Source organism: Pseudomonas sp. TH07, from assembly GCF_016651285.1.
Taxonomy (GTDB): domain Bacteria; phylum Pseudomonadota; class Gammaproteobacteria; order Pseudomonadales; family Pseudomonadaceae; genus Aquipseudomonas.
The window spans coordinates 7,194,298-7,206,713 of the sequence record NZ_JAEKED010000001.1 but is presented as its reverse complement, the minus strand read 5'-3'; the positions used below and the strand labels follow the sequence as shown (position 1 = coordinate 7,206,713).

At 64.2% G+C, this 12,416-nt stretch carries 11 protein-coding genes; 5 read left to right on the top strand and 6 right to left on the bottom strand.

Annotation, left to right across the window (positions count from 1 at the left end; translation table 11 throughout):
• Positions 1-72 precede the first annotated feature (72 nt).
• Together JFU57_RS32815 and JFU57_RS32810 are read left to right on the top strand one after the other, a co-directional pair.
• Entirely contained in the window at positions 73-945 is an 873-nt protein-coding gene (locus tag JFU57_RS32815; RefSeq protein WP_201132035.1) for a 5-oxoprolinase subunit B family protein, read from the top strand.
• A complete protein-coding gene (locus tag JFU57_RS32810) occupies positions 942-1,895 on the top strand; it encodes a 5-oxoprolinase subunit C family protein (RefSeq protein WP_201132034.1) in 954 nt (317 codons plus the stop codon). The genes JFU57_RS32815 and JFU57_RS32810 overlap by 4 nt, the downstream gene beginning before the upstream one ends.
• A 169-nt stretch (positions 1,896-2,064) precedes the next feature.
• Here JFU57_RS32810 and JFU57_RS32805 read toward each other — a convergent pair whose 3' ends face one another.
• On the bottom strand, positions 2,065-3,681 hold the full coding sequence (locus tag JFU57_RS32805) for an inorganic phosphate transporter (RefSeq protein WP_078470885.1): 1,617 nt from the start codon (positions 3,679-3,681) through the stop codon (positions 2,065-2,067).
• A gap of 288 nt (positions 3,682-3,969) precedes the next feature.
• Entirely contained in the window at positions 3,970-4,992 is a 1,023-nt protein-coding gene (locus JFU57_RS32800) for a transporter (protein WP_078470884.1), read from the bottom strand.
• A 417-nt stretch (positions 4,993-5,409) separates the two neighbouring features.
• Here JFU57_RS32800 and JFU57_RS32795 point away from each other — a divergent pair, with 417 nt between their 5' ends.
• Positions 5,410-7,035, top strand: coding sequence for a methyl-accepting chemotaxis protein (locus JFU57_RS32795; RefSeq protein ID WP_078470883.1), 1,626 nt, complete (start codon positions 5,410-5,412; stop codon positions 7,033-7,035).
• Between the two features lie 111 nt (positions 7,036-7,146).
• Positions 7,147-7,593, top strand: a complete 447-nt coding sequence (locus tag JFU57_RS32790) for a hypothetical protein (protein WP_201132033.1) — start codon at positions 7,147-7,149, stop codon at positions 7,591-7,593.
• Positions 7,594-7,621: 28 nt separating this feature from the next.
• Here JFU57_RS32790 and JFU57_RS32785 read toward each other — a convergent pair whose 3' ends face one another.
• A complete protein-coding gene (locus JFU57_RS32785; protein ID WP_201132032.1) occupies positions 7,622-8,791 on the bottom strand; it encodes a GAF domain-containing sensor histidine kinase in 1,170 nt (389 codons plus the stop codon).
• 190 nt (positions 8,792-8,981) lie between these two features.
• Positions 8,982-9,299 (bottom strand): PepSY domain-containing protein, encoded by a 318-nt coding sequence (locus JFU57_RS32780; protein WP_201132031.1) that lies wholly within the window; start codon positions 9,297-9,299, stop codon positions 8,982-8,984.
• 151 nt (positions 9,300-9,450) lie between these two features.
• Between JFU57_RS32780 and JFU57_RS32775 the strand changes: the two genes are divergently transcribed.
• The gene (locus JFU57_RS32775) at positions 9,451-10,338 is read left to right on the top strand and encodes a sterol desaturase family protein (RefSeq protein WP_201132030.1); all 888 of its coding nucleotides are present in this window, start codon (positions 9,451-9,453) and stop codon (positions 10,336-10,338) included.
• Position 10,339: 1 nt separating this feature from the next.
• Here JFU57_RS32775 and JFU57_RS32770 read toward each other — a convergent pair whose 3' ends face one another.
• Both JFU57_RS32770 and JFU57_RS32765 read right to left on the bottom strand, forming a co-directional pair.
• Positions 10,340-11,038 carry a helix-turn-helix domain-containing protein gene (locus tag JFU57_RS32770; RefSeq protein WP_242487595.1) on the bottom strand — a complete coding sequence of 233 codons (699 nt, stop codon included), beginning with the start codon at positions 11,036-11,038 and terminating at the stop codon, positions 10,340-10,342.
• Between the two features lie 2 nt (positions 11,039-11,040).
• Positions 11,041-12,168 (bottom strand): glycerophosphodiester phosphodiesterase, encoded by a 1,128-nt coding sequence (locus JFU57_RS32765; protein WP_201132029.1) that lies wholly within the window; start codon positions 12,166-12,168, stop codon positions 11,041-11,043.
• Positions 12,169-12,416 lie beyond the last annotated feature (248 nt).

Below are 12,416 nucleotides of genomic sequence, written 5' to 3'. Positions count from 1 at the left end.
ATACAGTGTTACCACCCAGGCCGTACCGGTCCCGGGCCAACCTGCGGTGATTGAGTGCCGGGCAGGTGAGGCATGAGCACAGCGATTCGCTACAGCTTTGGTGCCGATGAGCACCTGTTCGCCGAGGTCAGCGACAGCATGTCCCTGGAGGCGTTTTTCAAGGGCATGGCCGTGACCCGCGCCGTGGAGCGCCTGGCCCTGGATGGGGTGCTGGACATATGCCTGGCCAATGCTTCGTTCCAGATCCGTTTCGACCCCGACCGCATTGCTCCCCAGGCGCTGCTGGAAGCGGTGCGCGGCGCCGAGGCCGGAGCCGTGGCCGAACGCAGCTTGCACACCCGGATCATCGAGATTCCGGTGCTGTACAACGATCCCTGGACCCACGAAACCCTGATGCGCTTTCGTGACCGCCATCAGGACCCGAGCGCCACGGACCTTGAGTACGCCGCGCGGATCAACGGCCTGGCCGACGTCGAGGCGTTTATCGCGGCCCACAGTGGCGCGCCCTGGTTTGTGTCGATGGTCGGCTTTGTCGCCGGCTTGCCGTTCATGTTCCAGATGGTCGAGCGCGAGCGCCAGTTGCAGGTGCCCAAATACCTGCGGCCGCGCACCGATACGCCGAAGCTGACCCTGGGCCACGGCGGCTGTTTCGGCTGCATCTACTCGGTGCGCGGGGCGGGCGGTTATCAGATGTTTGGCGTGACCCCGGCACCGATCTACGACCCCGAGCAAACCCTGGCGTATCTGAAGGAGCACATGGTGTTCTTCCGCCCCGGCGACATCGTCCAGTTCAAAGCCATGGACCGCGAGGCCTACGACCTGGCGGTGGCCGAGGTGGAGGCCGGCCGTTTCGACCTGCGTATCCGGCCGGTGGAGTTTTCACTCGATGCCTTTCTCGCCGACCCGGTCGGCTATCCGAAGTCGTTACAGGAGGCGTTGGCATGATCAAGGTCATCAAACCGGGCCTGGCCACATCGGTGCAGGATCTGGGGCGCGAAGGCTATTACCACCTGGGTATTCCGCCGTCCGGGGCCCTGGATCAATACGCCTTGAGCGCGGCCAACCAACTGGTCGGCAACCCGCCGGGTGCGGCGGCGCTGGAGTGCACGCTGGTCGGGCCGGAGCTGGAGTTTTGCCGCGATGCCCTGGTGGCGGTCTGCGGCGCGCACATGACGCCCAAGCTCGATGGGGTGGACATGCACCTGGACACGGCCTTTGCGGTCAAGGCCGGGCAAGTGTTGCGCTTCGACTTTCCCAAGGCCGGCGCCCGCGCTTACCTGGCGATGGCCGGCGGCATCGATGTGCCGCTGGTATTGGGCAGTCGTTCCACTTACACCCTCGGCGCCCTGGGCGGTTTTCAGGGGCGGCGGTTGGCCGTCGGCGATGAGTTGCCAGTGGGTGTGGACAGCGGCAAGAGCCGGGCCGGTGCAAGTTTGCCCATGGCCTTGCGTCAGTCCCTGGGTGGCGAGGTCAGGCTGCGGGTGGTGCCCGGCCTGTATTACGAGCGCTTGAGCGAGGCGGCCAAGGTCAGCTTTTTTGCCGAGCCCTGGACCGTGGGCTCCGAAGCTGACCGGATCGGCTATCGCTTCAAGGGCGGCAGTGCCTTGGGTTTTCAGCCGCGGGAGCAGCCGTTTGGTGCCGGCTCCGATCCGTCGAACATCGTCGACAGCTGTTACCCGATCGGTTCGATCCAGGTGCCTGCGGGGCTCGAGCCGATCGTGTTGCATCGGGATGCGGTGTCCGGTGGCGGCTACGCCATGATCGGCACCGTGATCAGTGCCGACCTCGACCTGATCGGCCAGATGCAACCCAACCAGAAGGCCCGCTTCGTCGCGGTGACCCTCGAACAGGCGCTGGAGGCCCGGCGCTCCTACAAGAAAAACTGGCTTGCCTGAGCAAGCTGTTTCCCTCCTGAACACCACGGCGGCTACACCCGTAGCCGCTGCCGCAGACTCGGGCCGCGTTCGGATGCTGTCCGTCGGATGCACCATTTCCCTCCCTGATACCCCGACCCACCTCAACCCACGGCCAAGCGCAGCCCGAGCCTGACAACTACACGCCCGCTCAAAACAGTTGGGTAAACAACCAATACAGACTGCCCGACAACAGGATCGCCGCCGGCAGGGTCAGGACCCAGGCCATCAGCAGGTTGCGGATGGTGCGCATCTGCAGCCCGCCGCCGTTGGCGACCATGGTCCCGGCCACGCCCGATGACAGGACATGGGTGGTCGATACCGGCAGGCCGAACATGTCGGCGGCGCCGATGGTCAGCATGGCCACGGTTTCCGCCGAGGCGCCCTGGGCGTAGGTCAGGTGGGTCTTGCCGATCTTTTCACCGACCGTCACCACGATACGTTTCCAGCCGACCATGGTCCCAAGGCCAAGGGCGATGGCCACGGCGATCTTGACCCACAGCGGAATGAAGCGTGTGGCGTTGTCGATCTGTTGCTTGAACAGCTGCAGCTTGTCCTGGGTGTCGGCGTCAAAGTGGCCGACCTTGTTCTTGTCCATCAGGCGAATGGTTTCGCTGGTCAGGTACATGTCGTTGCGCACGTTGCCCATGGCCTCGGCCGGCACTTTGGACAGGGAGCCATAGCCCTTCACTTCGTTGCCGATATGGCCGGCCAGCGCCGCCAGCGCCGGGATCAGCTCAGGCGTGGCCTGCTTGTTGCGCACGTAATCGGAAAGGATCGGCCGCGGATCGGCGGGCGCCGCCTGGGGCGAACCTTTGCTCAGGGCCTGCTGGGTGACTTCGGCCACCGCGGCGAATTGCAGGGCCTGGTCGGCCGGCATGGTGCGGTTCAGCGCGTAGGCCATGGGCAGGGTGCCGACCAGAATCAGCATGATCAGGCCCATGCCTTTCTGGCCGTCGTTGGAGCCGTGGGCGAAGGACACGCCGGTGCAGGTGAGGATCAGCATGCCGCGAATCCACCACGGCGGCGGGGTGTTGCCTTTGGGCGCCTTGTACAGCGCGCGGTTCTTCACGAACAGGCGCAGGGCCAACAGCAGCAGGGCGGCGAATGCGAAGCCGATCAGCGGCGAAAACAGCAGGGCGTACCCGACTTTGGTGGCCTGGCCCCAGTCCACGCCGCTGGTGCCGTCGCGGCCATGCATCAGGGCATTGGCCACGCCGACACCGATGATCGAGCCGATCAGGGTGTGGGACGACGACGCCGGCAACCCCAGCCACCAGGTGCCGAGGTTCCACAGGATGGCGGCAATCAGCAGGGCGAAGATCATGGCGAAGCCGGCCGATGAGCCGACTTGCAGAATCAGCTCCACCGGCAGCAGGGCAATGATGCCGAAGGCCACGGCGCCGCTGGACAGCAGCACCCCGAGGAAATTGAAAAAGCCCGACCAGACCACGGCGAAATGCGGTGGCAGCGAGTGGGTGTAAATCACCGTCGCCACGGCGTTGGCGGTGTCATGGAAACCGTTGACGAATTCGAAGCCCAGGGCGATCAGCAGCGCAACACCGAGCAGCAGGAACGGGGTCCAGGTGGTCACGGTGGTGCCCAGTTCGTGCATGTCGTGCATCAGGCTGTAGGCGGTGAACAGCAAGCCCATGGCCAGTACCGCGAAAAACATCACCAGGGTGAAGGGGCTGGCCTTTTTATCCAGCTGGGGCTTGGTTTCGCGGGCGGAAGAGGGGGCGGCGGCAGTCAGGGAAGGGGTGGCCATTGCCGGACAATCCTGTGGAGGGGAGGAGTGGGCTCCATGATCGTTGCCAAATGTTACAGAGAGACTGCGTCAGGTCAGTGTTTGTGCGATTGGGGAGGGCCGCTGATCTGAATGGGCCTTTCTGCATACCGTTTCAGGCGCCGCGGCCGTCGGGGGTATGGGGTGTCATGCAAGGCCAGCGCAGCGTCGCGGGCTCGGCAGCGGCTACGGGGCTTGTGGCGCCGGCCGAGGCAGGTGCTGTGGTGGTCAGAGGGTGATGAGGGGCATCTGGGGCCAGCGGGCCTTGGCTCAGTAGTCCTGGCGTTTGCGAAAGGCCCAGCGGCCGGCGAACAGGGTGAAGGTGGCGACCAGGGCCACCAGGATCCAGAAGCCTTCGGGATCTGCGGAAAACGGAATGCCGCCCACGTTCATGCCGAAGAAGCCGGCGATGATGTTGATCGGCAGCGCGAGCACGGTGACCACGGTCAGGGTGAACAGGGTGCGGTTGGTCTGTTCGTTGAGGTTGGCGGCGATTTCTTCCTGCAACAGTTTGATCCGCTCCCCCAGGGCCGTGAGGTCGTTGATGATCAGCGCGAACTCCTCGGTGGATTTGCGCAGCTCCTTGACGTCCTCCTTCTGCAGCCATTGCGGCGGCCGGTTGAGCAGCCGCAGCAGCGAGCCCGGCTCCAGTGCCAGCAGGCGTTGCAGGCGCACCAGCACCCGGCGCATGGCCCCGAGTTCGGCGCGGTTGGTGGAGACCCGGGCCGCCAGCAGTTGGTCTTCGATCTGGTCCACGCTCTGGCTGGTCTTGCGCACGATCTGGGTCAGTACCTCGCCCTGGTCGCGCAACAGGTGCACCAGCAGTTCCAGGGGCGAGCGAAAGCGCTCGCCGGCCTTGACCGAGGAGCGCAGCTTGTCCACCGAGTGCAGGGGTTGCAGGCGGGCGCTGACAATCAGGCGGCTGCGGGCGCAGACCCACAGGGTCGATATATCCGATGAGACCATGCTGCTGAAGTTGAACACCACGTCGTTGACCACCGCCAGCAGTGCCGAGTCCACATGCTCGATGCGGGTGGAGCGCGAGCCTTCATGCAGCGCTTCGAAAAACTCTTCAGGCAATTCCAGGTGAGCCTTCATCCAGCGCTCGCAGGCCGCGTGGGCCAGGTTCAGGTGCAGCCAGAGAAACTCTTCACCGTCCCCCGCTTGTTTCAGGCATTCCAGGGCCTTGGCCGAGTCCAACTCGCGGCCGGCTTGCCCCGGGAGAAAACTGAAGCCGTACAACAGGCCGAACAGATCGGAATCGCGATGGCTTTGGTCGATGCTGTGGTTCATGGAGTCTCGCTGGAGGGAAGCCATGCAGGCAGTGTGAAAACGACTGCGTTTGGCAATACTGCGTTAAAAACAGGCTCGGAATGCTCATTTACAGCCAGTAAACTCCGCTTCCTCGCCTGTTTTTGCCTTGTCTTGCCTTCACTCGCTACGTTTTCACACAGCCTGCACCTGTAGGCGTTTTACAGGTTCACTTGGGCTTTATCATCGCAAGGCTTTTTGATGTTTTTGTGACAGTTTCAGGTGCAGAATGCGCGCCCTGCTACCGGTGGTCGGAGGCGCTCAAGAAAGCCTGCTGCGCGCCGATCACGCTCACAGCAGTCGAGCATCGGCCCGTCGTCGATTGCCCTGACAGGGATGTCTGTGTGCCACCCACGTCCATTTCGGATGTGTTCCATCCCTGCCATGAGATCTCATTTGATGTTCTTGCAAAAATCCCTGCGCGCGCAAACGCTCGCCCTGTTGAGCGGCAGCCTGTTTGCGATGTTGTTGATCGCCCTGGCGTGTTTCAACTTCCTGTCCAATGGTGTGCAAAGTTATCGCAATCTGATCGAGGGGCCGCTGCACACTTCGCAGCTGATCGACGAGGCCAACCTGCAGTTCAAGAGCCAGGTCCAGGAGTGGAAGAACGTCCTGCTGCGCGGCAAACAGCCTGAAGAGCGCAGCAAATACTGGAAATTGTTCGAAGACCGCCAGAGCGATGTCCAGGGCATTCTGGGCCAGTTGGCGATGGCTCCAGGTGTCGACGCGCAGTTGAAGAGCCAGGTCGAACGCCTGCGCGAAGAGCATCGCCAGCTCGGTGCGGCCTATCAGAAAGGGCGCGATGCCTATGTGGCGGCGGGTGCCGATCCGGCGGCCGGCGATGTGGCGGTCAAGGGCCTGGATCGCGCTACCAGCGAGCAGATGAGTGAGTTGGTCGGCCAGTTGCGCAAGCAGGGCGACCAGCAGTCGCTGCTGATCAGCGCCGGGGCCGAACGCACCATCTGGATCGGGATTCTGGTGATGCTGGCGTCGGGCCTGATGATCGGCCTGTTCAGCCTGTGGCTGGTCAACCGCAACCTGGTGCAGCCGATCCGCACCCTGATCGAGTATGTCGCGCAACTGAGCCAGGGCCGTTTTGCCGAACGTGTCGCCAGTGACCGCCAGGACGAGCTGGGCCGCTTGGCCATGGCCGCCAACACCCTGCGTGATTTCCTCGCCGACACCTTCAGCCGCCTGCAACGCAGCACCTCCGACCTGGACAGCGCCAGCGGCGAGTTGAGCTCCATTGCCGGGTTGATGGCCCAGGGCACCAATGAGCAGTTCAACCGCACCGACCAGGTGGCCACGGCCATGAACGAGATGTCCGCCACGGCCCAGGAAGTGGCGCGCCACGCCGCCGATGCGGCGCGCGCGGCCGACGATGCCGATCACTCGGCGCAACAGGGCGAACAGGTGATGCAGGGCACCATCCACACCATCACCCTGATGCGCGGCGAAATCGCCAACACCGCGAAGGTCATTCGCCAGTTGGAAACCGACAGCGGGCGCATCGGCAAAGTGCTGGAGGTGATCCGCGGGATTGCCGAACAGACCAACCTGCTGGCGCTGAATGCGGCCATCGAGGCGGCCCGCGCCGGTGAGGCCGGGCGTGGTTTTGCGGTGGTGGCGGACGAAGTGCGCAGCCTGGCGCAGCGCACGGCGGCCTCGATCATCGAGATCAACCAGATTATCCAGACCGTGCAGACCGGCGCGGTGGACGCCGCCCAGGCCATTGAAAGCGGCCAGTCACGCAGCGAGCAGAGCGTCGAGCAAGTGACCCAGGCCGGGGCGATGCTGGAGCGGATCACCGTGGCCGTGGAGGCGATCCGTGACATGAACCGCCAGATCGCCACGGCCGCGGAAGAGCAAACCTCGGTGGCCGAGGACATTTCGCGCAACCTGACCGAGATCACCAGCATCGCCAGTACCAATCTGGACAACGTGCAGCGCACCGAAGCGGCAAGCCGCAACCTGCATGGCTTGTCGGGGCAGTTGAACGAGGTCACCGCGCGCCTGGGCAACTGACCACCGCGCCTTGTGTATCGGCCTGCTTACCAGGTCGGTACACAGTCACTCTCAAGTTGGCCGGGCTGGCGTCGATGGTAGGGCAAACCCCAACTCACGAGGCCCATGCCCATGGTCAGTATCAGCTCCGTTTCCATTACCCAACCCCAGGTCACCACCCGCAAGCTGGCGACCAGCGCCAGCGATGAGGCCAGCAGCACCGAGACCGGGGTTGCCTCGGCCAGCGCTGCCTCCGGCGACAGCAGCAAGGCGGCCGGTGCGTCGGGGGCTGCGGCGTCCGGCGGCAGTTCCAGCAGCAGCGACGAGTCGGATGCGGTCAAGGCGCTGCGCAAGCAGATTGCGCAATTGCAGAAAGAGTTGCAGGAGCAGCAACAGCAGCTGCAGGCCGCCCAGGCCAGTCAGGACAGCAAGGATGCCAAGGCCGCCGCGGTGGCTGCCGCGCAATCGCAGATCGCCTCCACCAGCGGCTCGCTGCAGACCGCCACCGCCGCACTGCTGCAAGCCTTGCAGGATTCGAGCAGCAGTTCGTCCGGCTCGCTGGTCGACACCACGGCCTGAGATCAGGCCCTGGTTTCAGGCCCGAGTTTCAGAGGGGCAGGCTGAAGGTGAAGAGCGTGCCGTGCTCGGCGCTTGAGGCCAGGTCCATGCGCCCGCCGTGGGAGCGGGCGATCTGGTCGGCGATGTACAACCCCAGGCCCAGTCCGGCCTGCGGCGTGTCGCTGGCCGGGCGCGAGTACGGCTGGAACAGGTAGGGCAGGATCGCCGGGGGAATCTGCCCCGGGTTCTGCACCGCCAGCATAAACACGCCCTCACGCACTTCGGCCCTGACCTGCACCGGGCCTTCGGGCGCGCCGTGGGTGATGGCATTGGCCACCAGGTTGGAGAGCAGTTGCGCGACCCGGTCGCGGTCGCAGTGGATGCCCTGCAAATCGCCGATCACACACTGGATGGGGCGCTCCGGGTGCACGCTCTGCACTTCCGCCACCACGTGATGCAGGGTTTGCTCCAGATCCTGGCTGGACGCGATGTTCAGTGTGATGCCGGGCCCCAGGCGTCCCCGGGCGAAGTCCAGCACGTCTTCGACCAACTGTGCGGCGCGCCGTCCACAGTTGAGGATGTGCTGCACGATCGGGTCGGTGGCCGGGTTCGGGTGTTTGCGCAGCAGGCGTTCGGCACCGACATTGATCGCGAACAGCGGGTTGCGCAGGTCATGGCCCAGCACGGCAATGAATTGCTCGCGCAACTCGGCGGTCTGGCGCTCCTGCTGCAGCGCGGCTTCGGTCTGTTGCTGGCTTTCTTCGGCCTCGATCTGCAGCGACAGCAGGCGCGCGAACGACTCCATGGTGCTCTGGATGGCGCTGGCCTTGAGTGCCGCCGGGCTCGGGTCGAGGGCGCAGATGGTGCCGAAGAAGCTGCCGTCGGTGCGAAACACCGGGACCGAGATATAGCTTTCGAAGCGGTACAGGCGTGGGGTGTGGTGATTATGGTAGTGCGGGTCTTCGCTGGCCTTGTCGATCACGACCGAGACGTGGGCCGAGCGGATTTCGTGGCACAGGGTGGTGACCAGGTCCAGTTCGCCGCCGACCTTGAGGCCGAACTCCAGGTCATCCAGGACTGCGCAGGCGTGCCACGAGGTATCGGTGACCCGGGCCACCGCGGCAAAGCGCAAGCCGGTCATTTCACGAATCACCTGCAACATCGCCGGCACTGCGCTGATCCGGCCGATGGTGGCGATGTCGGCTGCTGTCTGCCCCATTTCATTCTCTGCACAAAAGGCGCGACACCTTATGCGCCGCCGAACCTGGGTGTGATTCTAGCGAGCTGACGCGGGTGGGTGGCAATTTCCTTGGGCCCCGGGCGGATTTGTTTCTGGCGCCGGTTTGCCAGCGGCGCGCCACAAAAAAGCCGCGCATCCCTGAGGACGCGCGGCCTGTATGTCGGTTGCCTTACTGGTCTTGCTTGTTGCTCAGGACCTTGCCGCTCTTGGCGTCCAGGTCGATTTCCCATTTCAAGCCTTTGGCATCGCGCAGTTCCACCTGGTACACGTAGCCGGCTGCGGCGGAGTGTTCCAGTTCGGTGTCGGTGATATTGGCGGCGGTGGTGCCGGGGTGTTGGGCCAGGGCGGTTTGGTTGAGTTTTTCCAGGTCCATGATGGTGCCAGCCTTGAGCAGCCCCGGAATCAGGTCGGGGCGAACGTCAGCCTGGGCCAGGCCAGCGGTCAGGGTCAGGGCGGTAGCGGCGAACAGGGCAGTCAACGTTTTCATCTGTGTATTCCTTGAAGTGAACTGTTTAAGTGGCCTCAGGTTAGCCGCTCGAACTTAATTCACCCTTAATTTGGCGCAACCTTTGCGCCGTTTGTTCAATTCCGTGACGGCGCCGGCTTGCATGCTGCGGGCTCGATCACGGGAGAACCTTATGAAAGGCTTGATGGGCAGTATCTATGCACCGTTGTTCTGGTTTGGCTTTATCGGGGCCGGGGTGTGGCTGGTGGGAGAGGGCGGGGTTGCACCGGGTTGGCTGGCGCTGTTGTTTGTCGGTGCGCTGGGGGTGTCGTTCATGGCCGAGTGGTGGCTGCCCTATGAGCCCTGCTGGAACCGCCCGCGTCAGGACCGCCTGCGCGATGTGCTGCATGCGTTGGTCAATGAAAGCCTGAACGCCCTGGGCCTGCTGCTGGTGCCGGGGCTGGTGGCGCTGCTCGGCCATGACGGCCTGTGGCCTCAGGCCTGGCCGTTGTGGGCCCAGGTGCTGCTGGCCATTGTGGTGGCCGATTGCGGAATCACCCTGGCCCATTACGCCAGCCATCGCCTGCCGCTGCTCTGGCGCCTGCATGCGGTGCATCACAGCGTGCAGCGCTTGTATGGCTTCAATGGCTTGATGAAGCACCCGTTGCACCAGTTGGTCGAAGCAACGGCCGGGCTGTTGCCGTTGCTGGCGCTGGGCCTGCCGTTGCAGGTGGCGCAGTTGCTGGCTTTTGCCATCGCCATCCAGCTGTTGTTGCAGCACTCCAATGTCGACATGCGCCTGGGGCCGTTGCGCTGGGTGTTCGCCTGGGCGCCGATGCACCGCCTGCACCATATGAAGTACGGCCGCGCTGGGGATGTGAATTTCGGTTTGTTCTTCAACCTGTGGGACTGGCTGCTGGGCACGGCGTTTTACAGCCATGAATACCCGATTCGCGACGGCGACCTGGGCATCGGCAGCCGCCCGGATTTTCCGGTGGATTACTGGCCGCAGTTGCTCGACCCCTTCCAGGCGCCGACCCTGAGTCGCGAGCCGCAGGTGCCGCCGCCGTTGCGCCGTTGAGTCATTCCAGCAGGCGCAGCTCAATGCCTTGCAGGGCCTGGCGTGCGGTCACGCCGAACAGCGCCTTTAGGGTCCGCGAGAAGTGCGCCGAGTCGGCAAAACCGGCGCCATGGGCGGCGTCGGTCACCGACTTGCCAGCCAGTACCAGAGCCATGGCCAGGCGCAGCCGACGCCACAGCACCAGGCGCCGAACCGGCAACCCGACCTGGCTGGCAAACAGCCGCTCCAGCTGACTCAGGGAAAGATGGGCATGGGCCGCCAGGGACGCCGCCGGCACCTTGCCGACCAGGGCCGCGTCAAGCGCCGCCAGCGCCCGTTCGATGCGCGGATCCTGGATCGCCTGGCGCGGGCACTGGCGCAAGGCCTGCTCCAGTCCGGGCAGCGACAGTTCGGCATTGCGCACGGCGTCTTGCAACGCCTGGGCATCGATCAGCAAGGGTTCGGCATAGACCGTGAACACCACGCCCGTTGCCTCGATGATCGCGTGGCTGCGCATCGCCGGAACAAACAGCTGGCGCCCGGTGTGCAGGGCGCCGTCAAGGCTGATGGTGAGTGGCTGTTCCACGGCCAGAAGCAACTGATGAGCGTAATGGGCGTGGGGCGTGGTACGCCCCAGCTCACCGTGGATCAAGCCATAGTCGCGGCCGAGCCAGAGCTGTCCGGTCCACTCGGCTGCCGGCAGCCGCCGCCCGCTGCCCATGCTCAGTAACCGTTGGCTTCGAGCAGTTGCGCGACGCTGGCGCCAGCCGGGCGCTTGACGTACTTGAGCAACTCGCTCGTGCGGTTGGTGAAGATGCCATCGACGCCGGCATCCAGCACCTGCTTGAAGTCCACCGGTTCATCGACGGTGTAGGCGTGCACCAGCAGGCCCTGGTCATGGGTGTACTGGTTCATCCAGGGCTGTACCAGGTCGGAGTAACTCTGGTCGCCCAGGTCACTGAGCTGGGTCGAGGGGCCGGTGCCGATGGCTCCCTGGGCCTTGGCGTAGTCGACCCAGCGCTTGAATTCGGCCTCGTCCTTGGGGTGCTGTTTGGCGTAGAAGGCAGCCTTGGTTTTTTCGCCGCTCTCGGCAAAGGTCTGCCGGGATTGCGCTTCGATGCTGCCGGCACCGACCCACAGCAACAGGATCTTCGGCACCCGTGGCATCTCTTTTTGCAGCAACTCCAGGCTGTGTTTATCGAAGGTCTGCAACACCACCTTGCCTTTGCCCTGGCCGACCGCCAGTTCGCTTTTGGCCAGTTTCGAACCGGCCGGGCTCAGCCAGCCGCGGTCCTGGAGTTTTTCCCGGAGGTCGCGTTCGATGCCAGGAAACTGCCTGGGCTCCTTGGTCTCGATGTACAGCCCGGGTTTGTGTTGCGGGTTGCCCTGGGCGATGTCGATGATTTCATCCAGGGTCAGGATCTTCAGCCCGACGTAGGCGGGGCGCGCGCGGTCCGGGTAGGCCTGGTTGAACCAGCTGCCGGCATCCAGGGTTTTCAGTTCGGCCATGGTGAACTGGTTGGCCGGGCTGTCCTTGCGTTCGGGGAATTTGCTGGCGACGTCGGTGGTGCGTTGCAGGTTGTTGTCATGCAGGGCAAACAGCACGCCGTCCTGGCTGCGCTGCAGGTCCATCTCCAGGTAGTCGGCGCCCAGGTCGCGGGCCAGCCGGTAAGACGCCGCCGTGGACTCCGGCGCATCGAACGAAGCCCCCCGGTGGGCGATCACCGCCGGGTAAGGAATGCCATTGCTGGCGGCCAGTGCGGCGGGCTCCCGCTCGCTGGCAGCCTGGGCCTGGCCGAAGCCAAGCAGCAGGCTCAATAACAGGGCGCTGTGGGTGAAGGTGACCGGCATGCTCGAAGTCCTTTCGTGAGGGCATTGGCAGAGGCCTCTCTTTTAACAACTGCGGCGCGCCAGTGCTATCGCGGCAGCGACATAAAAGCGCCCCCTGCGACTAATGCCAGTCAGTTAAGGACGATCGCTGTACTCGCCACAGGTTATTTTGTGCTCGCTCTATCGCTTAACTGATCGGCATTACCCCCCTGCGACTTTTTTCCCACACGTTTGTGCAGCGCTTTGCAGTACTCTTGGGCCCTGCAGTT